A 21,572-nucleotide genomic window follows, 5' to 3' on the forward strand; every position below is an offset into this window, starting at 1 on the left:
TATGGCGATTCGCCCGGACGTCCTCTCGACTGATCCCGCCGCTCTAACAGAGATGGTGCTCGCGCTCGACGCCGAGAACGAGAAGCTGCGTGTTGCGATGCAGACGCTCAAGGAGATGATCTTCGGGAAGCGCTCGGAACGGCTTGCCACGCTCGTGGCCGAGCAGCTTGAGCTTGAGCTTGACGATCTTGAGACCAGTGTCACGCCGCCGGCAGCTGCCAACGACGATGCACCTGCGGTGAAGCCGTCCGATAAGCTACGTAAGAAGGCGCGCCGCAACATCGGCGCGTTGCCCAAGCATCTGCCGCGCTGTGAGCAGGTCCTGGAGCCGGAGGTGACGGCCTGCCCGTGCTGCCAGGGCCAGCTTCACAAGATCGGCGAGGACGTCAGCGAGGTGTTGGAGTGATCCCGGCGCTCCTGCGCGTGCTGCGCACGATCCGTCCCAAATACGGCTGCCGCGGCTGCACCGATGGCGTGGTCCAAGCCAAAGTGCTGCCGCGCCTGATTGAGGGCGGCATGGCGTCGACGGCCCTCGTGAGCCATGTGGTGGTCTCGAAGTTCGCCCGGTATTTGCCGCTGTACCGGCAAGTTCAGATCCTGGCCGGCCACGGCATCCATCTTGACCGCGCGACACTCGCGGTTGGGTCAAACGTACCGCCTTGTGGCTCAGGAGCCTTTATGAGCTGCAGCTGCGGATCATTCAGGCTGCGCCGCGCGTGTTCTGCGACGAGACGCCGATGCCGGTGCTTGATCCAGGACGACATCGTCCCCGCATCTGCCAGTTCTGGGCGCATGCTATGGATGACCGGCCATGGGGTGGCCCCTCGCCGCCGGCGGTTACCTACGTATTCGCCGACGGCCGCGGCACCGAGGAGATCGCCGGACAGTTGATGGGCTTTTGCGGCGTTCTGCAGGTGGACGGTTATGCCGCCTACAAGGCGCTGGCCCGCCGTCATGGCGGCGCGATCCAGCTCGCCTTTTGTCTCGCCCATGCTCGACGCAAATTCGTCGAGGTGTACAAGTCCACGCAGTCGCCATTCGCGCGCGACGTGATTGAACGGCTGCAGGCGGTCTATGCGATCGAGGCAGAGATCCGCGGCAGCAGTGCGGAGCAGCGGCTGGCCGCCCGCCGCACCAGGAGCGCCCCGTTGATGGTGGCGCTCAATGCGCGACTGATTGAGATGGTAGGTCAGCTGTTTTCCCAATCGAAGCTGACAGAGGCGATCAACTATGCGCTCAATCACTGGGACGGACTGACGCTGTTTCTCAGCGACGGCCGCGTCGAGGTCGATTCCAACACGGTCGAGCGTTCCATGCGCCCGATTGCCATGGGAAGACGCAACGCCTTGTTCAGCGGTAGCGAAGGTGGTGCCGAGAGCTGGGCCATCCTCGCGTCGCTCGTGAACACCGCAAAGCTCCATGAGCTCGATCCGCAAGCCTATCTGACCGACGTGCTGGAGCGCATCGTCTCCGGTGGAACCAAGAGCCATCAACTGCACGAACTGCTCGCCTGGCACTGGAAGGCGGCGCGCCAGCGCACCGCACAGGCCGCGGCATGAGCCCGCGTCGTCATAAAGCAGCGTCGTCAATGGCCGCAGCCGAGATGCCACTTGAGGAGCTCGAGCGATGGCTGCAGGCTCGGGTCGATCAGCAACCTGCCGCCACCAATCTCCCCATGCTCGACGGCTACGTCGCCGCAATCGTGGCCGGACCGGTGTCGATGAGCCCACTCGACTGGATCTGCCCGCTGCTCGCCATCGATGCCGATGCCTTCAACCACAGCGGCACCCCGGAGTTTGCAGCCATATCGGCTGTCGCCCTGCGTCACAACGACATCAGCAACACCCTCTCGACCGCACCCGACAGGTTCGCGCCGATGCACCGGCGTAAACCCAGTGGAGACGTGGATCCGCGACCATGGTGCCAAGGCTTCTACGCCGCGATGCGGCTCAAGCTATTGGCGTGGGCACCGTTGCTGGACACCGGCAACGTCAATCACGGCCTACTTCTACCTATCCTGCTGCACTGTCGCGACGATCAGGGCCGACCGCTGCTTGGACCACCACGAAGCGGCCGCGAGACCAAGAAATTTCTGCGTAACGCCCACGCCGATATTCCCGCGGCGGTCGAAGCCTTGCGGCAATACTGGATGCCGATCCGCTACGCCCGCGCTCACTGATCACTGCGGTCGTGGGAGCTCATGCCGGTTACAGTTAGTCGGCTTGGCGCGGGAGCTTCCATTCCCAGGCAGCAGTTCGCGCAGACGCGAAGCGGGAAGATCGGCGATCCGGGCGAGGACGTCGGAGAGCCGGGCTTTGGGATCGACATCGTTAAGACGACAGGTGGTGATCATCGTCAGCATGATGGCGGCGCGTTCGGCGCCGCGCAGGCTGCCGGCGAAGGTCCAATTGCGCCTTCCCAAGGCGATGCCGCGCAACGCTCTTTTGGCGGCGTTGTTGCTGAGGCAGATCCTGCCATCGTCGAGGAAGCGGGCAAAGTCGGCTCAGCGCCTGGCATGTAATTCGTGGGCTTCAGGACCTCGGAGGAGCGCGAGAGGGTTTCTCGCTCGCGCAGCAGCCAGGCGTGCATGTCGTCGAGCAGCGGCTTAGCGCGATCGGGGAGCTGGTTTACCCTTGCTGCCTACCCTGGCGTTCTTCTCGATATCGGCCAACTCGAAGAAGCCCCGCCGCGCATGCGCGAAGCAGAATGCCGGCGTGATCGGCATCGCTTTCCTTTGCGGGTCGAACAACGGCTCGAAGCCGCTATAGCAATCGGCTTGCAGGATGCCGGCGAAGGCGGCCAGATGCCTCTGGGGATGCTGGCCTCGCCGGTCGGGTGAGGCGTAATAGACCGCAGCCGGCGGCGCCGGCCCACCGAAGGGCCGGTCATCCCGCCCATAACTCCAGCTCCGGCGGGTCGTGCACTTGCCCTTCGCCAGGACGCGGATGGTGGTGTCGTCGCCATGAAGGCGCTCGACTGCGAGTACATGACGCTCGATCAGCTGGAAGAGCGGCATGATGGCGAAGGTTCCGTGGCCGACCTGGTCAGCGAGCGTCGACAATGGCAGGTCGATCCTCTCGCACTTGGTTGAGCGGGATATGCATGCCGAACTGTGCGTCCAGCGAAGGCTGGCATGTTCAGCAGGAGTAAGTCCTGCCGGGGAAAAAGTTAGCTCCCCGTAGTGTGGGTAGCAGAGGAGATAGAAATAGAACCTTTGAAGCCTATCGACAAAACTCCCTTGGGGAGACCACGAGTCATCGGGCCGTATCAAAAGAGAACGCGTTGTGGCCTCGAAAATGCTGAAAACCGAAAGTCGAGCCTGCAGTTTAGGGGCGAAGGCAGCATGATCCATCGAATGCTAACTGACACGACGGGTCATTTCGGCGGGGTGAAAGCGACAGCACGGTGACAAGGACATGCCGAGCAACTGGAGAAGCCTTCATCCCGGAGAGAAATCGCCGGAAGAAGGTAGGTCGTATAACCGGAGATCCCGGGAAATCGACCGAAGATGAGAAGGTGGCGGCCGGGACTGGAGTAGCGATGAAGCGGAGTAACTCCCGTGGAGCAAAGGGTCCCTGCCATTTGTGATGTCTCTAACGTAAGGAAGGCAAGGACGAGATGATAAAGGCGTCCATCGATTTGCAAGACCTGAGGCGGAGACTATACGTCAAGGCGAAGGCTGAACCGTCCTGGCGTTTCTGGGGTCTATACGTCCACGTGTGCAAGATGGAGACCCTGCGCGCAGCGTATGAGATGGCGAAAGAAAACGACGGCGCACCGGGAATAGACGGGGTGCGCGGCGGCGATCAGGGTGAGACTCCGTATTGCCTCACCTATCGATGCTCCCGAGTGCGATCGGTTGCCTCATTTATTTTGCTCCCGGCTTGGGTTGAGGAGGAGGCCGGGTGCGGAGATGGCCGGGGTTTCGGAGCGCCCGGCCTCCTCCGCTGGCGTCTGCCACATCATTGGGTTGTTGTGACCTCATGCCCCAGCAGCGTTTCCTCCGTAGGAACGAACAACAACGCGTTCGCTTGCTCGCTGCGCCAGGATTTAAGCCTACGCTGAAGCGTTCGAAGAAGCTTGTTCGGATAGGCTCCAGGATATTCCGCCTGCAACCGGGAGAGCAGTTCGCTACCAGTCCGCCAAGGCTCGGCTTCAAACCATTTTCGCAAATCTAGCGTTGCCCGGATGAGCGGGTCGGGACGCCGCCGGCCTCTTTTCGCTTTCACGATTGGCCGATCCGTCGGTCGCATAGCTCCGTCTTTCCAGGCGGTTCGTAGGCTTGCCAGGAAGAGATCGATCGGTTGCGATGCCGCAGCAGGATGGGCGATTGGCTGCGTATCAGCGAGCGCCGCGAGGCGTTCCTGCGCGCCGCGGATGTCGCGCAACAACGCGACCGGGTCGAGAGCGGCATAGATTTCTTGGAGATGGTGACGAATCGCATCGGGCGTGCGGGCGTCGGCGGCCAAGCGCTGGTGTGGCGTTGCCGGTGCGCTGTATGTCTTACGCACACGAGCACCGTCGCGCTGCTTGGCCATCAGTTTGAATGAGGGTTGGAAGAAGTTCACGAACAGCCGCGCCGATCGATAGAGTTCAGCCAGCAGCTTGGCCGCTTCCAGGCCCTCGAGCCGACGATAGCCGACCATCCTGCGCACGACGGCACCGTTCTTCTGCTCGACGAACGCCTGGTCGTTCTTCCGGTAGGGCCGGCAACGCGTGAAGACGATGTTGGCCGCATCGCAGTAGGCTTTCAGCGTCTCATTCATGAACACCGTATCATTGTCCGTATCGAGGCCGATCAGCGCAAAAGGCAATTGTTTGCGCAATTCCGTCAACACCGTGCTCAACAGTGTTTGTTCGCGCACGATCAGAGGAGCGCACTCCGTCCAGCCGGTAGCAATGTCGGTGAGCACGAGGGTCTGGATGAAGCTGCCGCGCGCCGATAGACCGCTATGCGCTACAAGGTCAGCCTCGACGAACCCCGGCGCCGGATCGTTCCAATCTGCCGACGTCCGTATTGGAATACTGCGACGCAACGAGTGCGTCGCGTGCCGTCGGCGCTTGCGACCTAATCCTTCTCGGACCCGTGCCAACGCGCGGTCGATCGTCGCAGCACTCATTGCCAAAAGTTTGTCGCGGATCTCGGGAGCAAGGTCGAGGTGGCCGTGCCGTTCCATCGCTTCAATCAGCGCAGGCATTAACGCCTTCAGCCGCTTCCCGCAGATCCGGTCTGACGCCTCCCAAAGCAGCAAGAGCGCGTTGTGTTCCGCCTCATTATAGATCCGACGTCGCGCCCGTCGGCCTGCGCTTACGTCTTCCTGGCCTCGAAGTAGACGCATCGCATGTTTGCGATGGAATCCGGTGATGTCGACGAACTCGTCTAATATCCGCGCCTTCTTCGCACGATCCGAACGCCGATAGCGCGCGCCCGCCGCCGCCGTCAGTTCCTTCCGCGTTGCCATGCTCAGCCACCCCATCTGCGCCCCCGCTTGTTCCCGATCCAGGGGAGCAATTTACGTGAGGCAACGGCTCAGCATCCGGTAACAATTAAGGCGAGGCAATGCGCGCTCTCATCCTGATTGTCGCGCTATAACGGGGTGACGTTCGAAGCCATCGAAGCGCGAGGCGTGGAGTCTCTGCTCGAGCAATTACGAGACGAACTGATCGAGCGCACTTATAAGCCACTTCCATCAAGGAAGCGGGAAATACCGAAGGACGGGGGCTCCAAGGTCCGCGTTCTGTCGATTCCGGCTATCCGCGACAGAGAGGTACAGGGGCGCTCAAGCTCATACTCGAACCTGTATTCGAGGCGGATTTCCAACCGGGATCGTTCCCAAGCGGACAACACATGAAGCGATCAAGCGAGTTGCTAAAGCAATAGCTGAGCGGAAGACGCGGGTTCTCGATCTTGATTTGCGGGCCTACTTCGACAACGTCCGGCATGATCGGATTCTGGAGAAGGTAGCCCTGCGGGTTGATGATGGGGACGTCATGCATCTTCTGCGGCTTGTGCTGAAAGCTTCTGGCAAGAAAGGCGTTCCGCAAGGCGGCGTAATTTTCACCCTTGCTCAGTAACCTCTACCTCAATGAGGTGGACAAGATGCTGGAGCGAGCACGTGAAGTTACACGTCGCGGCAAGTACACCAATATCGAATATGCACGTTTTGCTGACGATATGGTTGTCTTGATCTATGCCCACCAGCGACATGACTGGCTGCTCGGCGCTATAAACAAGCGCTTGCGGGAGGAGTTCGCCAAGTTACAGGTTGAGGTGAATGATGAGAAGAGTCGCATAGTTGACCTGGCCCGAGGCGAGAGCTTCGGCTTCCTGGGAATCGACTTCCGCTATCTCCGCAGTCTGCGCGGAGTGATGCGGCCGTATTACACGCCCAAGCTCAAAAAGCGGACGGCGCTTCTGCGGGGGCTCAAGGAAGTGTTTGGCAGCTATCGGTCGCAACCGATTAGTCGGGTGATAAGCCTGATCAATCCAAAGCTCCGAGGATGGGTAAACTACTTCCGGATAGGCGATTCCAGTAAATGCTTCCCTACATCAGAGACTGGGTAGAGAGGAAGGTCAGACGCCATCTGGCGAAGGCACGGAAACAAAAGGGCTTCGGCTGGAAGCAGTGGAGTAACTCGTGGCTGTACGACACCTTGAAGCTGTTCAACGGCTACCGGGCGAGTGCCGCCGAAGTAAAAGCTGCTCCAACATGATAGGTCCATAAGCCTTGTCATGAAGCAAATGGGAGCGCGTAGTGCGGGAAATCTGCATGCTGCGTGCGATGTGGCGGGGGCTGGAAACGTGCATGACCGGGAAAACTGGTTAAGCGGCGCGCCAGTCCTCGACCCCACTGTCGAACAGGATCGTCGCCAGCAATTGCGGACCGATGAAGCCGCGCGGCGTGGCATGGAACGGTGCCGGCGGCTGGCTGATCTTCTCGCAATCGCGGCAAGTGAACTTCTCTCGCACGGTCTCGATGACCTTGAACCGGCGCGGGATCTCCCAACGTCTCGGTCACATCCTCGCCCAGTGCTGCAACAAGCCGTTCCTTCTCATCCTGCGACCACCGGCGCCGCCGCTCGGCCGATGTGATCACCTCCGCCCCTCGAAATCGGCATAGTGCTTCTCCCAGGATTACCCGTAGGACCTGCAGCGTTCGCGTCCGTCAAACAAGACGGCCCGCAACGGAGGAATACCACAGAGTCACCTGCTCTCCTTCTTCAGATGAACTGAAGGGCCACCGCCGCCAGAGGTGCGATAAATGGCTTGCGCCCAGTCGAAGGGCGAGAAGATCTCTCCGCTCGCGTTTGCCAGCACCTTCCGCACCACCATTGGGTCGTTAGGGCGCGCGACCTGCCCCATTCGGACGTAGTTCCTAGGATTGACAAAGTCCGTGTAACTGGGCATTTGCCGCGGCGGCCCGGTGCTACTTGAGTTAGCTCAGAACGGATCGGGTCGCCTCACGGTGAGGATGACCTTCACTCATGAAGCGCGCCCGATGTGCGACACGTGCCGGGCGTGGAATGCGGAGTTTCTAAACGCTTGCGGGCTCCCTGGCGAGTTCGTCAATGACTTGCCTGGTTGCCTGATAGGCAAGCTCGACAATCTCATCAATCTCGCCTTCCGAGACGACAAGAGGCGGAGCAAAACCCAGAATATCGCCATGCGGCATTGCCCGAGCAATAAGTCCCCGCTCGCGAGCAGCCTTCGAGATGCGGGCGCCGACTTTGAGCTGGGCGTCGAACCGTCGCTTCGTGTGACGGTCCGCGACAAACTCGATAGCGCCGAGCAAGCCGACGCCGCGAACTTCGCCAGCGATCTCCAATTGAGCGAACCTTTCCTTAAGCCGCTTTTGAAAGTGCGCGCCGACCACCCTGGCGCGATTGCTGAGCTGCTCCTTTTCAACGATATCGAGCACTGCGTTGGCGGCGGCGGCAGCGATCGGATGACCCGAGTAGGTGTAACCGTGTGAGAATGCGCCAACGCGATCGGCGGCCCCCTCCATAACAGAGTAAACCTTCTCCCCCACGATGGCTGCCGAGAGCGGCATGTAGCCCGAGGTGAGCCCCTTGGCGACCGTTACGAGATCCGGCTCCATCCCGTATAGAGTACTGCCAAAGTCGGCCCCGGTTCGCCCGAATCCACAGATCACCTCATCGGCGATGAGAAGAACGTCATACCGCCTGAGTACGGCCTGAATCTCCCGCCAATACCCGCTGGGCGGCGGTGTGATGCCTCCGGTACCAAGGACAGGCTCGGCAATAAACGCGCCGACCGTTTCCGCGCCCTCCCGCACAATTAGCTCTTCGAGTTCGGCCGCACGCCGACGAGAAAAGGCCTCCTCCGATTCCCCGTGCTCAGCGCCCCAATAATGGTGGGGAGTGCCTGTGTGCAGAATACCCGGAAACGGAAGGTCCATTTGATCGTGATAGAACGACATTCCCGTCATTGATCCAGAAATGACCGAGCACCCGTGATAACCGCGCTCGCGAGAGATGATCTTCTTCTTCTTCGGCTGACCACGCAGATTGTTGTAATACCAGACGAGCTTGGCCTGAGTTTCGTTGGCATCCGATCCGGAAAGTCCGTAGAAGACTTTGCTGGCGTTTCCCGGTGCCATTTGCACGAGGCGATGCGAAAGCTTTGCGAGCTCTTCGGTCGTGTGAGCAGCGTACGTGTGGTAATATGCGAGCTGATAGGCCTGCCTTGCGATGGCCTCGGCAACTTCGGTACGCCCATAGCCGATATTGACACAGTAGAGACCGGCAAAGCCATCGATGTATGTTCGGCCCTCCGCATCCCGAATGGATATCCCTTTACCACCTGTGACGATTGTGGGATCGCCAAGCTTGCCGCTCGCGAAATCCTTCAGCTGCGTGAAGGGATGCAGAACACTGGAACGATCTCGCTCAGCGATGGTCTTGATATCAATCATATAGTTCTCCTATGCCGCCAAATCGCCGAAACAGACGTATTTGTGTTCCATGTACTCTGCTAAACCGTGCTTCGACCCTTCTCGTCCGAGTCCGGACTGCTTCCAGCCTCCGAACGGAATGGGCGGTCCAGTAAAGGAAGCTGTATTGATTCCGAGCATGCCGCACTCGATCTGCTCAGAAAGGCGGAGCGCCCGGCGAAGGTTGTTTGTGTAGATGTATCCAGCCAGCCCCATTTCGCTGGCGTTCGCCCTGGATACAACCTCCGCCTCAGAATCGAACGGGAGCACGGCAGCAACCGGCCCGAAGGTTTCTTCATGCGTGATCAGCATGTGGTCGGTGACATCGCTGAGCAACGTCGGAGGAACGAAGTTTGCACCCAAACTTGCGCCCTTGTCGGCGCAAAACACCCGCGCCCCCTTTTTTGCGGCGTCGTCGATGTGGGCCCTGCATTTGTTGGCAACCGACAGCTTTGTCATCGGCCCTATATCAGTTGTCGTTTCCAGGCCGTGCCCGACTCTGAGCTGAGAAATAGGGGTGGCAAACGCCTCGACGAAGGCGCGGTAGATCTTTCTATGCACGTAGATGCGATTGGCGGCGAGACAGTCCTGGCCCGAAGTGGTGAACTTTGCGTCCATCGCTCCCTTAACCGCCTTGTCGACATCGACGTCGTCAAAGATGATGCACGGAGCGTGGCCCCCCAGCTCAAGCGACACTTTCTTCACGGTTTGTGCCGCCTCTGCCAGAAGCAGGCGCCCAACTTCGGTAGAACCAGTAAACGAAAGAGCTCGCACCCTCGTATCGCGCAACAGTGGTTTCGAAAGCTCGATTGAATCACCGACAAGCACCTGAAATACGCCACGCGGAATACCAGCTTCTTCGGCCAACCTAGCCAGGGCAAGGGCCGACAATGGCGTCTCGGGAGCCGGCTTCACGACGATCGGGCAGCCCGCGGCAAGAGCAGCTCCCGCCTTTCTCGTGATCATCGCGATTGGAAAATTCCATGGCGTGATCGCCGCCGCAACACCGATTGGCTGCATTCGCACATGAAGCAGGCTTCCCGCTTTGTGACTCGGAATGGTCTCGCCATAGGTGCGCTCGCCTTCAGCGGCAAACCATTCCAGAAAGCCCGCGCCATATGTGATCTCGTAGCGTGCCTCCGCCAGAGGCTTTCCTTGCTCGCTGGTCATAAGAACGGCGAGATCCTCTGAATGGCCGCGGATCAGGGACGCCCAAGATTTGAGGATCACTCCTCGCTCGGTGGGCAGCAGACGCCTCCATGCAACAAACGACTTCTCTGCTGCTCCGATTGCCAGCTCCATGTCGGCCGCCGAGCAACGGGCAGCTTCCGCGATTTCCTCCCCCGTCGCGGGGTCGACAACCGCGTCCTTCTGCCCGCCGTCCGTCCACTTGCCGTCGATGAACGCTGCCCCCGCTAAAAAGTCTCGTCGTCTGAGAGTTCGAAGGTGCCGCATAGCGAGGCCACCCCACTCCGGGCGTCTGTGCCGAAAGCCTTGAACACCCATTTTGAAACTCCCGCGCCGTCACTTATTGAAATTGCTGGAGTAATCAGGATACTAGTGACGCAAACAGATTTGCGTCGCATTTTCGGTGCGCGGGATGAATTCCTGCAAAGCATTGATGCCTTGCGACGAAACGCAGCTTAGGGCTGGAGACAACCGCTATGCGTTACGATCGGATAGATGCACGCATCCTGGAGATCGTGCAAAAAAACAATCGCCTCACGTCCGAGGTCATTGGCGAAATGGCGGGGCTTTCCCCCACGGCGTGTCAGAGAAGGTTGAAGAGGCTCCGTTCGGAAGGAATCATTGAGTCGGATGTGTCCATCGTCTCGGCAAGAGCAGTGGGAAGGCCGATTCAGATGCTTGTCCTCGTGAATCTCGAGCGGGAGCGCTCCGATATCATCGACAAATTCAAGAAGGCCATCAAAACGTCGAGTGAAGTCGTAAATGGCTTCTATGTCACGGGCGATGCAGACTTCGTTCTGTACATAACGGCTCGCACGATGGAGGACTACGAGCTTTTCACCAGACGCTTCTTTTACGAGAACCCCGATATTAAGGGGTTCAAAACCATGGTCATCATGGACCGCGTAAAATCGGGGTTTGCAGTTCCAATCGAAATGCCACCGGACAGATAAGCGATCTTTGATCGCGACGTCCCGACGGTCCAGCTGTTTTGAGCACTCGTGAAAGAATGAGAACCATACCGAAAGCTCTGACAATTCTGACTTCTCACAATCCTCTTCAACCCAAAACAGGCCTAACGAACTCGCCCCAGTGGGCTTGGTCGAATTACGTGCCAGAATGGTGCTTGAAAGCAAAAAAAGGAGGGGCCACTCCAAGGGTGGCCCCTTCAAGTTAGGGAGGAAACGCCCCTAGGGGGCCTGGGAGATCAGGCCGCAGCCTGTTCGATCGGTGAAAATGGTAGGCCGAGACTCTCTGCCACTGCCTTGTAGGTCAACCGGCCCCGATAGACGTTCAGGCCAGCGCGCAAGTGCGGATTTTCAAGCACGGCCGCAAAGCCCTTGTTTGCCAAAGCCAAGCCAAAAGGCAAAGTTGCGTTGTTGAGGGCCTGACTTGAGGTAAGCGGGACTGCACCGGGCATGTTGGCAACGCAATAGTGGATCACGCCGTCGACTTCGTAGGTTGGATCAGCATGGGTGGTGGCACGCGACGTCTCAAAGCAACCGCCTTGATCGATCGCGACGTCAACGACCACAGAGCCTTGCTTCATCGAGCTCAGCATCTTGCGCGACACCAGCTTCGGTGCACTGGCTCCTGGGACGAGCACGGCGCCAATAACGACGTCTGCGGCAGAGACTTCCTCTTCAACGCTGTCGATGGTCGAGTACCTGGTGCGGACGCGGCCCTCGAATAGCTCGTCCAGTTCGCGAAGGCGGTTGATCGAACGGTCGATGACGGTGACTTCCGCACCCAAACCGGCTGCCATTCGGGCGGCATGCGTACCGACGACACCGCCACCGATGACAACGATACGAGCGGGCTGAACGCCAGGCACGCCGCCGATCAATAACCCCCGCCCGCCGCTGTACCGTTTTAGGGCCGCGCCGGCAGCCTCGATCGTGAGCCGGCCCGCGACTTCGCTCATTGGCGCAAGCAACGGCAAGCCCCCGTTCGAGTCGGTGACGGTTTCATAGGCGATCGCTGTGCAACCCGATTTCAGCAGTCCTTTTGCCTGCTCCGGATCGGGCGCCAGATGCAGATAGGTGAAGAGGATCTGATTCTCTCGGAGCTGGACCCATTCGGACGGCTGCGGCTCCTTGACCTTGACTACCATCTCGCTCGATGCAAACACCTCCCGAGCAGCCGCGGCGATTGTTGCACCGGCCTTCCGGTATTCCTCGTCGCTTGCCCCGATGCCAGCGCCGGCATTGGCCTCCACCAATACTTGGTGGCCGGCAGCCACATATTCCCGGACAGCTCCAGGGGTCAGGCCCACGCGATATTCGTGTGTTTTGATTTCCTTGGGAACACCGACTTGCATCTTGCAATCTCCGCTTTTGCTGAACCACTTCTAATCGGAACCACGCGGTGAAATTGAGAAGGGACCGGCGAACGACGCAGAAATTCAGCAACCTCGGCGTTCTTGCGCACAATTCCAGCAGAGTGCGCGAGATGGTGATGGTTTGCTATTCCTGGCGCCGCAATCGGCACAGTGGCAGCCGACACATCGATCCAAAGGAAGTTTCGCACAGCGATTTTCACGTATTTAACGGCCTTCGGTTCCTCCACGGGGCTCTGGGCGAAACATCCCCTCTGTCCCGCTCCACGCAAAAGCTGCATGAATCCCGGCGGATATTTATGGCGGAACAGTTGCCCAGCAACGCGCGCATGCCGCCAGGGCTCGCCGATCGAATGGCAACGATACGCTCAGAGATTGTGAGCATCATGGAGCGGCTGTCAATGATCGCTCGAAAGCGGCCTTTCCGATTGTGACGATCGCGTCCACCTTCGGTCTTGGTGATGACGAGCGCAGGCGCGAGCCCGGGATATTGCGATGGACTACGGCTCGGCGCAATCAGCACCGCGACCGGGCCACCTATCTGCGGACGCCTAGTGTTGAAAACCGGTGTCCTCGTGCAAGAAGGCGAGTGCTGCGAGCGAGAGTGGCCCATTGTTCTCCTTTGAGAGACCTTAACGCACTAGCGGCAGGCCTGGAATCGCTGAGGCCGCAGCGGATTGCGCGTCAGAGTTCGAATAGCTCGCGCGGCAACTTCGTGAATGGTTCACCTGCAACGTCGGTATGCGGAAGGTTTCGCTGATCACATAACCACGTCTTCATCGATCCAGTTTTCAAGCATGAGGTGAAATGTCGTATTCGGCTTGAGGACCGTGTTATCGCCGTCCTTCAAGCTAGCTGTAGGTTCCGTCCAATCTATCGCGACGGCGTAGCCGCACCGAGACTCCTTCACCAAGCCATCGCGTTTTCAAGTTGGAGTTGAAAGCTATGGCGACGTCGCTGCAGGTCCTGCCGGGTTTGGCGGCGGCAAGTGCAGCTTCCAACCTGGCAACGTTCCCTTCATGCAACCGGCGTATGTGATCCGACGGCTTACCGATCGCGACATCGTGCGCATCAGCGGAGAGGTCTAGCCATGACGCCCGCCGCTGAACTCGAAATTGCTCTGCGAGCCCGTCTGGAAGACGTCTTCGGTCCAGCGAATGTGACACGTGGAGATGCGTGCGCAGCGCAAAGAAGAGGCCCGCAAAATCCGTGCTGGGCTTGCCGTTAGCGCTGCGCACCAATGTTGCAATGACCTCGGCGGATTCATTGGCCTCGCGCGCGCCTGAGCGGATAACGTCTCTCGCTTTGAGCATGCCGGCGTCGGAAATAGCGGTAGCTTCCCGCATCATCGCGAATTCCGAGTCCGATTTCACGCCGCGGATCCGGGTCACGGCGTTAGTGCAGTAGACGATGTTCGCGCCTGTCGAGCGAGATTTGAACTTCTTAACTGTCAGCGGGCAAGAGCCGTTCTTCCAGACCGGTCCATTTGCGGCCGACGCCATCGTCCAAGATGAAGTCGATGGTCTCCTCCCGTTCGGGGTAGCGATGAGCGCCTCCGAATAACCAGTGACACGACTGCGATCGACAAACATCTGATGGATCGCCGCCGGCCAGACCATTCTGCGCGTCAGGAAGGTCGGCTACTCATCCGTTAAAGTCACGACCAGCCCCCGCGGAACATAGCCCGACCTCGAAGTGTATCCGGAGAGATATATGATGTTAGCCGGAGCCGTGACCACCGCTTCGACCTTCGCCGCTCTATCTCCGACTTGACGGCGGATAATCTCCGCAGATACCCGCCGCGGGCGAATGCTTGCGAAGCCTTAGGCATTGCCATGTGCAAACTCCTTCTGGAAAGAGTGGGTCGTTCTCTCGCGTGGATCGAGGGCGGGCCGGCGGATCTTTTCGTGTCATTTGTGGCGGGATCGTACATCGGCGCCGCTACGAATTCAGCATCTCCAAGCAGTACCTGATCGCGAGCTCAGCTGTCGGAACGAGCAGATCGTCCGAGGCTCCGAAAGTTGGCGTGTGCACGCCGGACTCGTTGCCTTGCTCCTTGCTGCCAAACCAGAAGTAGATCGAGGGCACGCACGCGGAGTAGAATCCGAAATCGTCGCTGCCGCCGCCTGCGCTCGACGACTTCAGGTCGGAAAACTTGTCTTTGCCCACGGTCTCGACCACCAGCCGCCGAAACCTGTCAACCATCACGTCGTTGTTAATGACCGGCGGTTCACCGAATTTGTGGGAGAACTCCGCTTTCCCGCGGTGCATCGTCGCGACCCCTTCAGCTATTTCTCGCACGCGCTGAACCAGGAGCTCTCTCCGCTCACAACGGCTTGTTCTGATAGTTCCGGTCATCGTAACTGACGGGCAAATGATATTTGTGGCTTCGCCACCTGCAATCGTCCCGATTGTGACGATCGCCCCGTCATCGAAGGGCATTTCCCGCGACACGACCTTTTGGACCTCATTGATGAATGCCCCGGCCATCGCAATTGCATCCACGCCCGCATGCGGCCTCGCGCCGTGGGCCATGGTCCCGATAAGTGTGATCGCGAACTGATCGGCGGATTGTGTCACAGCGCCTGGGCGTGCGCCGAACATCCCCGCGGGCAAATCAGTTTTGACGTGGAACCCAACAGCAGCGTGGAAGCCGCTAAGCAGGCCCTGCTCAGCCACTGATCGTCCGCCGAGTGGCTCCGCCTCCTCGGCGGGCTGGAAAAACACGCGAAGCTTGCCAGAAAAGCTCTCTCGCATCCGATGAAACGCAAGTGCGGTACCCATAGCGATCGACGCATGCAGGTCATGACCGCACGCATGCATATGACCTGGGACCCGGGACTGATAGGACAAGTCGTCCCGGGTTTCCTGGATCGGCAAGGCATCGATGTCGCCCCGTATGGCGACGGAGCGCTGCGGCCCGGAGGCTAAACCGTGGATGTCGACGTAAAGGCCGGTTTTGTGAAAGGTCTTCGCATCGAACAGCCCAAACCGTTCAAGCGTTTCGCGGATCCGCTGTTGAGTTTTCCACTCGTTGTTGGAAAGCTCCGGCTCGCGATGCATAGCATGCCGCATTTCGATCACCACGTCCTTTTCGGAACTGGAAAGCAGATTGTTTGCGCTTGTGTTTGTAGTCCTCTTCATCTTCGCGGCCTTCCAGTTGACGCTTGAGTCAATGTAGCAGGTCGGGTAGGCGGGGAGCAGCGACTAGCGTGGCTATCGCGCAGCAATGCTGCAAGGTTGTCGTCCGATGCGCACAATCTGAGAGCATCTGATCCTGGCGGGCGCCGGATCGCAGGGCCTCGGAAGAGGCCCTGCACAACCAAAACAAGCTAACGGCGCGCCTGTCGATCGGGACTACCATCACGGCCCCGGAGCCGTCAGCTTCTCAGCTCTTTGGTCATCCTCTATCCGAGGCCTGCGCCCTGCTCCCTGAATGCTCTCCAGTCGATCGGCCGCTCCAGCGCTGCTCGTTCGCGCCTCTGCCGAAGGAAATGGTGGGTCTTTGGGCAAATATGGCGCCGGCCTTCAAAATAATTGCGGCTGCAAATGACAATATCATTGCGACACGTCGCAGCTCCGTACCCCAGCTCCAGGCTTTCACGCAAGGCGAGGCATCGGCCGGTATTGTGGACAGCCGAGCACATGAGGCGCGGAAATCCGGGACGCCATTGGAACGGTCGTCGCGTGCGAGGGCATCTACGCGGTGACCTCGTTTACCCTCATCGTGCGGGATGTCGCAATAGGAGGTGCGCTAGCCTACATCGATCCGCTGCTTTCCGCTCAGGGTATGCTGGCTGTACCAAAAGCGCTCCGCTACGGCCCACGACTGACGTGGCGCTCGGCGAGCTGGCTGCGGAGATTCTCATGAATTCGTAGCGAGCAGAACGAGTCAGCCAGTATAACTGTTGGCGGGCATGGTTAAGATCTTTCGCTTCAGGTCCTCGATGATCCGGTCGACTAGCGCAGTATCGGGCCGGACCGGCCTCCCTCCCTGCAGATCTTTGCCGGCGTCCACTCGCATAGCGCCGGTGGCTGGAGGGCATGTGGCGCTGATCGTCGTGTGCCGCCCGTTGCCACTGCCACGCATATGCACGCTCGCCTCCAAGGAGGGTTCAATCGTTCGTGCGCTGATCCGCGCTTCTAGTCTAACTCAGCGGCGGGCGAAGCGATAGGGCACCGAATATGGTGTTGTTCGATCTCGACGTGATAGTCGAGCCCGACCCGCCATTCGGCATGGACCCACGGCTGGCCCGGAAGCGGTTTGAGAATTGGCGCATCAATTTCCTCGAAAGCTGGCGCCGTATGCGGCCATACTGACGCAGTACCCGTTCGTCATTGAGCTTGGCCAGCCACTAGGCGATCGCGCGGTTGAGTTCGGCCAGGCTGTAAAAAGTTCGGTTGCGCAACCGCCGCAGCAGCCAACGCTCGATGATTCCCACCGCAGGCCTCGACCTTTGCCTTATCTCTCGGGCGAGGCGGCCGTGCCGGAATGCTGCGCCATATCGCTGTAGCTGCGGTCGACTATGGGGTCACAGAGGCAGGCCTCGATCACCGCGATCTTGGCGTTGTGGGCACCAGCAGTTGCGTCGCGTCACCAAAAAAGCTGTAGGCCGCGTCGTTTCCCGCGATCCAGTCGCCGAGCTGCTCGGTCCACGTCGCTAGCGGGAATGACAAGCTGGATGCGCCCATGACCGCAACGAAGCGCGCGATCATTTCGGAACTCCGCGCGCCATCAAATCGGTACGGTGCGCGCGATGACCTCGGAATCGACAGACCACGGCGGTGAGCGCCTTCTCGGCCATCCGGCGCGGCTCCAGGAAACCCGGGAAGTAGGAGCCCTTGCGCAGCTTGGGATGCGAAGCTCGACCGTGCCGGCCAGGTCTCCCAGGTCCGGTCGAAGCTCACCGTTGCGCTGGGCCAGACGCTCGGGGTTCTTCTCGCCGTAGGCTGCACCGACCTGGCCTTCGACTTCCAGCTCCATCAGCCGCTGGGCAGCAAAGCCGATCATCTCGCGCAAGAGATGGCCGGAGTTCGAGACCCTGACGGCTCGCTTCCGTCTTTCCGTTCCACGCATCACTCGAGGGCGCAGGCGCGCATATGACGCGGGTTACGCTCGGGAAGAGCCGGGTGCGGGAAGTCTGCCCGCCCGGATCTGTGAGGGCGAAGCCGAATGGCTGAGTTACTCGACCACGACCCCGGTACAGGACCACGATGTCAAAAACCGGAAGTTTGCTCATTCGGCGGATTGCGGGTGCGACAATGGAAATTTAGCCCACTCGAGTAGGATCACAGCGATTTCTCGCACGCCGAGCGCAGGCGCTCAAGCACTTAGCGACGTCTGCATCGATGCTCGCAACGGCTGCGCCAGCTCCCCCGTCTGCAAAGGTGGCGGTGCTGACTTATGAGTCGACGCATTGCAGTGAGGATTTGCTCGGCATCGACGACGTCGCGCAGCGCGCACGAATTGGGATTGGCGGCAAGGGTGCTCATAGTGGAGACCATTCGGACGACATAAGAGGACCATTGTCGCCGCGTATCGAAGTGTATGCTGGCGGAGGCTCCGCAGCCGCCGGTGGCGACGATTCCGACACCAAAGGCACGAACGATATTGCATCTGCCGAAGCCGGCAGCACCAGTTGTTGAACGCGCCCGGCGTCGCCAGTCATGTACCTGCTGTGTCCGGCAGCCATGGCGGCGGGCGATATCGATTGCAATCGCACCCGGCTCAAGGCTTTCCGCGGCGATCTGACCCTTCAGGCGTGCGGACGTCCGCTGCCAGGCGCTGGTGAGGCGTTGCCGGCGCGCTGTATGTCTTGCGTACACGAGCACTGTCGCGCTGCTTGGCTAACAGTTTGAACGAGGGTTGGAAGAAGTTTACGAACAGCCGCGCTGATCGACAGAGTGCGGCCAGCAGCTCGGCCGCTTCCAGGCGAGTTCGTCGACATCACCGGATTCCATCGCAAACATGCGATGCGTCTACTTCGAGGCCAGGAAGACGTAAGCGCAGGCCGACGGGCGCGACGTCGGATCTATAATGAGGCGGAACACAACGCGCTCGTGCTGCTTTGGGAGGCGTCAGACCGGATCTGCGGGAAGCGGCTGAAGGCGTTAATGCCTGCGCTGATTGAAGCGATGGAACGGCACGGCCACCTCGACCTTGCTCCCGAGATCCGCGACAAACTTTTGGCAATGAGTGCTGCGACGATCGACCGCGCGTTGGCACGGGTCCGAGAAGGATTAGGTCGCAAGCGCCGACGGCACGCGACGCACTCGTTGCGTCGCAGTATTCCAATACGGACGTCGGCAGATTGGAACGATCCGGCGCCGGGGTTCGTCGAGGCTGACCTTGTAGCGCATAGCGGTCTATCGGCGCGCGGCAGCTTCATCCAGACCCTCGTGCTCACCGACATTGCTACCGGCTGGACGGAGTGCGCTCCTCTGATCGTGCGCGAACAAACACTGTTGAGCACGGTGTTGACGGAATTGCGCAAACAATTGCCTTTTGCGCTGGTCGGCCTCGATACGGACAATGATACGGTGTTCATGAATGAGACGCTGAAAGCCTACTGCGATGCGGCCAACATCGTCTTCACGCGTTGCCGGCCCTACCGGAAGAACGACCAGGCGTTCGTCGAGCAGAAGAACGGTGCCGTCGTGCGCAGGATGGTCGGCTATCGTCGGCTCGAGGGCCTGGAAGCGGCCAAGCTGCTGGCTGAACTCTATCGATCGGCGCGGCTGTTCGTGAACTTCTTCCAACCCTCATTCAAACTGATGGCCAAGCAGCGCGACGGTGCTCGTGTGCGTAAGACATACAGCGCACCGGCAACGCCACACCAGCGCTTGGCCGCCGACGCCCGCACGCCCGATGCGATTCGTCACCATCTCCAAGAAATCTATGCCGCTCTCGACCCGGTCGCGTTGTTGCGCGACATCCGCGGCGCGCAGGAACGCCTCGCGGCGCTCGCTGATACGCAGCCAATCGCCCATCCTGCTGCGGCATCGCAACCGATCGATCTCTTCCTGGCAAGCCTACGAACCGCCTGGAAAGACGGAGCTATGCGACCGACGGATCGGCCAATCGTGAAAGCGAAAAGAGGCCGGCGGCGTCCCGACCCGCTCATCCGGGCAACGCTAGATTTGCGAAAATGGTTTGAAGCCGAGCCTTGGCGGACTGGTAGCGAACTGCTCTCCCGGTTGCAGGCGGAATATCCTGGAGCCTATCCGAACAAGCTTCTTCGAACGCTTCAGCGTAGGCTTAAATCCTGGCGCAGCGAGCAAGCGAACGCGTTGTTGTTCGTTCCTACGGAGGAAACGCTGCTGGGGCATGAGGTCACAACAACCCAATGATGTGGCAGACGCCAGCGGAGGAGGCCGGGCGCTCCGAAACCCCGGCCATCTCCGCACCCGGCCTCCTCCTCAACCCAAGCCGGGAGCAAAATAAATGAGGCAACCGATCGCACCCGGGAGCATCAATACATGAGGCAATACGCGCTCTCATCCTGATTGTCGCGCTATAAGTGCGGCGCGGCGATCAAAGTGAGAGTGCAGCGTCAATCCAGATGAGAATGCCGCCACTGGACGGGAACGTCGGGAGGGCGTAGCCCGACCGGAGTTTCCGTCCAGCGGCGGCGGCCTTTTCGAGGCCTCAGGTGGTCGCGGTCGGCCGGTATGCCGGTGGTTTTTCCGATTCGGAGGAATCACTTTTGTGCCCGGCCGCCACATAACCGTCCATCAATTGAGATGGGATGGTTGCCGCCCTCCCCAGACGGCATCGTAATGTGCCAAGAACGCAGTGTTTGAACCCCGAAGCGAAGAGGACGGCAAATTGATGGATACGGTGATCGGAGTGGATCTAGCCAAGAATGTGTTTCAGCTCCACGGGGCGTCAATGGCGGGACACTTGAAATTTCGAAAGAAACTGTCGCGGCTTCAGTTTCGGAAGTTCATGGCGGGCCACCCATCGGCAGTGGTGGTGATGGAAGCCTGTGGCAGCGCCCACTATTGGGCACGGGAGATGGTCAAGCTCGGCCATGAAGTGAAACTGATCGCTCCGCAATATGTGAAGCCTTTTGTGAAACGCCAAAAGAACGACGCGGCTGATGCCGAAGCAATCGTGATCGCGGCACAGCGCCCCGAGATGCGCTTCGTCGAGCCGAAATCGGAAGAACAGCAGGCCAGGGCAGTGCTCTTTCGGGCTCGGAAGCGCCTTGTTCATCAGCGCACCGATCTGGTGAATGCGCTGCGTTCTGTTCTCTACGAATTCGGCCATATCATCCCGCAAGGAATCGAACAACTTAAACGCATTGACGCAATCCTCGAAGATCCGAACAGCGATCTACCAGAACTGGTCCGCGAGGAATGTCGGAGTCTCATTGATCAGATCGCCTACAAGACGGAGCGGATCGATGCCAAGGCAGAGCAGCTCAAGAAGTTGGCGACGCGGACGGTCACGGCGCAGCGGCTGCAGACAATGCCGGGGGTCGGCCCGCTGACCGCACTCGCGATCGAGGCTTTCGCGCCCGACATGGCGGCCTTTCGACGTGGCCGAGACTTCGCGGCTTGGCTCGGCTTGGTCCCACGGCAACATTCCTCAGGGGGAAAGGAAAGGCTCGGACGCGTTTCGAAGGAAGGACAGGCGGACATTCGCCAGTTGCTCATCGTTGGGGCGATGTCGCGGCTGAACTGGCTCGGGCGCAAGTCGATCCCTAGCGGATCCTGGCTGGCGCAGATGCTGGCGAGGAAGCCGCGCATGCTTGTGGCGATCGCCTTGGCGAACAAGATGGCTCGGACGATTTGGGCCATGCTCACCCGGAAGGAGGATTATCGGAACCCAGCGCAGGCAGTGACGGCATGACTGCATGCAGCACGAAATAGCCTGACGTTGGCGAAGGGGGTGTGAGAAGGCGACGACCCGAATGGGCGCAACGATCGAACAGATCTGGATCAGGAAACCAGCTAGAGCCAAAGAGCCGACGTGCTCGGAGATGAGAATTGGACCTGGTCCGCGGATCACCATACCGGCCAGCGGCTTCTGAAAATGCCGTAAAGGAAGGCCTGACAGAAGACCGCACTCGATCACACGCCAAAGG

At 59.8% G+C, this 21,572-nt stretch carries 12 protein-coding genes and 6 pseudogenes; 6 read left to right on the forward strand and 12 right to left on the reverse strand.

The window, feature by feature from the left end; all coding sequences use genetic code 11:
* The first annotated feature begins 1 nt into the window (after position 1).
* A pseudogene (locus tag XH83_RS39020) lies at positions 2-1,559 on the forward strand (IS66 family transposase).
* A gap of 29 nt (positions 1,560-1,588) precedes the next feature.
* A complete protein-coding gene (locus XH83_RS39025) occupies positions 1,589-2,179 on the forward strand; it encodes a UPF0149 family protein (protein WP_128955118.1) in 591 nt (196 codons plus the stop codon).
* 34 nt (positions 2,180-2,213) lie between these two features.
* On the opposite strand, the pseudogene XH83_RS39030 reads toward XH83_RS39025, so the two are convergent.
* Positions 2,214-3,113 (reverse strand): annotated as a pseudogene (locus XH83_RS39030) (transposase); the annotation flags it as partial.
* A gap of 849 nt (positions 3,114-3,962) precedes the next feature.
* On the reverse strand, positions 3,963-5,477 hold the full coding sequence (locus tag XH83_RS39035; RefSeq protein WP_128955117.1) for an ISNCY family transposase: 1,515 nt from the start codon (positions 5,475-5,477) through the stop codon (positions 3,963-3,965).
* A 623-nt stretch (positions 5,478-6,100) separates the two neighbouring features.
* Here XH83_RS39035 and XH83_RS40145 point away from each other — a divergent pair.
* Complete coding sequence (locus XH83_RS40145) at positions 6,101-6,565, forward strand: group II intron maturase-specific domain-containing protein (protein ID WP_232995625.1); 465 nt, start codon at positions 6,101-6,103, stop codon at positions 6,563-6,565.
* Positions 6,566-6,853: 288 nt separating this feature from the next.
* Here XH83_RS40145 and XH83_RS39045 read toward each other — a convergent pair.
* From XH83_RS39045 to XH83_RS39055, 3 genes and pseudogenes are all read right to left on the reverse strand, one after another.
* Positions 6,854-7,040 (reverse strand): annotated as a pseudogene (locus tag XH83_RS39045) (IS66 family transposase zinc-finger binding domain-containing protein); the annotation flags it as partial.
* Positions 7,041-7,535: 495 nt separating this feature from the next.
* On the reverse strand, positions 7,536-8,936 hold the full coding sequence (locus XH83_RS39050; protein ID WP_128929856.1) for an aminotransferase: 1,401 nt from the start codon (positions 8,934-8,936) through the stop codon (positions 7,536-7,538).
* Between the two features lie 9 nt (positions 8,937-8,945).
* On the reverse strand, positions 8,946-10,460 hold the full coding sequence (locus XH83_RS39055; protein ID WP_128929855.1) for an NAD-dependent succinate-semialdehyde dehydrogenase: 1,515 nt from the start codon (positions 10,458-10,460) through the stop codon (positions 8,946-8,948).
* Positions 10,461-10,618: 158 nt separating this feature from the next.
* Between XH83_RS39055 and XH83_RS39060 the strand changes: the two genes are divergently transcribed.
* Complete coding sequence (locus tag XH83_RS39060; RefSeq protein WP_128929854.1) at positions 10,619-11,095, forward strand: Lrp/AsnC family transcriptional regulator; 477 nt, start codon at positions 10,619-10,621, stop codon at positions 11,093-11,095.
* A gap of 254 nt (positions 11,096-11,349) precedes the next feature.
* Here the strand turns inward: XH83_RS39060 and ald are convergent, their stop codons facing one another.
* The 7 genes and pseudogenes from ald to XH83_RS39095 all read right to left on the reverse strand — a co-directional run.
* Positions 11,350-12,462, reverse strand: a complete 1,113-nt coding sequence (ald, locus tag XH83_RS39065) for an alanine dehydrogenase (protein WP_128929853.1) — start codon at positions 12,460-12,462, stop codon at positions 11,350-11,352.
* Positions 12,463-13,331: 869 nt separating this feature from the next.
* Complete coding sequence (locus XH83_RS40150) at positions 13,332-14,072, reverse strand: M24 family metallopeptidase (RefSeq protein WP_245502108.1); 741 nt, start codon at positions 14,070-14,072, stop codon at positions 13,332-13,334.
* A gap of 349 nt (positions 14,073-14,421) precedes the next feature.
* The gene (locus XH83_RS39075; protein ID WP_128929852.1) at positions 14,422-15,624 is read right to left on the reverse strand and encodes a M20 family metallopeptidase; all 1,203 of its coding nucleotides are present in this window, start codon (positions 15,622-15,624) and stop codon (positions 14,422-14,424) included.
* An 831-nt stretch (positions 15,625-16,455) separates the two neighbouring features.
* A pseudogene (locus XH83_RS40155) lies at positions 16,456-17,184 on the reverse strand (IS21 family transposase); the annotation flags it as partial.
* 71 nt (positions 17,185-17,255) lie between these two features.
* Positions 17,256-17,557 (reverse strand): annotated as a pseudogene (locus tag XH83_RS39085) (transposase); the annotation flags it as partial.
* A 254-nt stretch (positions 17,558-17,811) separates the two neighbouring features.
* Positions 17,812-18,312, reverse strand: a complete 501-nt coding sequence (locus XH83_RS40610; RefSeq protein WP_128929851.1) for a transposase — start codon at positions 18,310-18,312, stop codon at positions 17,812-17,814.
* A pseudogene (locus tag XH83_RS39095) lies at positions 18,236-18,412 on the reverse strand (ISNCY family transposase); the annotation flags it as partial. The gene XH83_RS40610 and the pseudogene XH83_RS39095, both read right to left, overlap by 77 nt.
* Between XH83_RS39095 and XH83_RS39100 the strand changes: the two are divergent.
* Both XH83_RS39100 and XH83_RS39105 read left to right on the forward strand, forming a co-directional pair.
* Positions 18,373-19,830, forward strand: coding sequence for an ISNCY family transposase (locus XH83_RS39100; RefSeq protein ID WP_371746383.1), 1,458 nt, complete (start codon positions 18,373-18,375; stop codon positions 19,828-19,830). The pseudogene XH83_RS39095 and the gene XH83_RS39100 overlap by 40 nt on opposite strands.
* Positions 19,831-20,311: 481 nt before the next feature.
* Positions 20,312-21,337 carry an IS110 family transposase gene (locus XH83_RS39105; protein WP_164934317.1) on the forward strand — a complete coding sequence of 342 codons (1,026 nt, stop codon included), beginning with the start codon at positions 20,312-20,314 and terminating at the stop codon, positions 21,335-21,337.
* Positions 21,338-21,572 lie beyond the last annotated feature (235 nt).

Source organism: Bradyrhizobium sp. CCBAU 53351, from assembly GCF_015291745.1.
GTDB lineage: Bacteria > Pseudomonadota > Alphaproteobacteria > Rhizobiales > Xanthobacteraceae > Bradyrhizobium.

What these genes read in the sequence shown, in the direction of transcription:
- XH83_RS39025 (WP_128955118.1), top strand. Translation starts at nt 1,589, where the DNA reads ATGGCCGCAGCCGAGATGCCACTTGAGGAGCTCGAGCGATGGCTGCAG.
- XH83_RS39035 (WP_128955117.1), bottom strand. Translation starts at nt 5,477, where the DNA reads ATGGGGTGGCTGAGCATGGCAACGCGGAAGGAACTGACGGCGGCGGCG.
- XH83_RS40145 (WP_232995625.1), top strand. Translation starts at nt 6,101, where the DNA reads ATGCTGGAGCGAGCACGTGAAGTTACACGTCGCGGCAAGTACACCAAT.
- XH83_RS39050 (WP_128929856.1), bottom strand. Translation starts at nt 8,936, where the DNA reads ATGATTGATATCAAGACCATCGCTGAGCGAGATCGTTCCAGTGTTCTG.
- XH83_RS39055 (WP_128929855.1), bottom strand. Translation starts at nt 10,460, where the DNA reads ATGGGTGTTCAAGGCTTTCGGCACAGACGCCCGGAGTGGGGTGGCCTC.
- XH83_RS39060 (WP_128929854.1), top strand. Translation starts at nt 10,619, where the DNA reads ATGCGTTACGATCGGATAGATGCACGCATCCTGGAGATCGTGCAAAAA.
- ald (WP_128929853.1), bottom strand. Translation starts at nt 12,462, where the DNA reads ATGCAAGTCGGTGTTCCCAAGGAAATCAAAACACACGAATATCGCGTG.
- XH83_RS40150 (WP_245502108.1), bottom strand. Translation starts at nt 14,072, where the DNA reads ATGTTTGTCGATCGCAGTCGTGTCACTGGTTATTCGGAGGCGCTCATC.
- XH83_RS39075 (WP_128929852.1), bottom strand. Translation starts at nt 15,624, where the DNA reads ATGAAGAGGACTACAAACACAAGCGCAAACAATCTGCTTTCCAGTTCC.
- XH83_RS39105 (WP_164934317.1), top strand. Translation starts at nt 20,312, where the DNA reads ATGGATACGGTGATCGGAGTGGATCTAGCCAAGAATGTGTTTCAGCTC.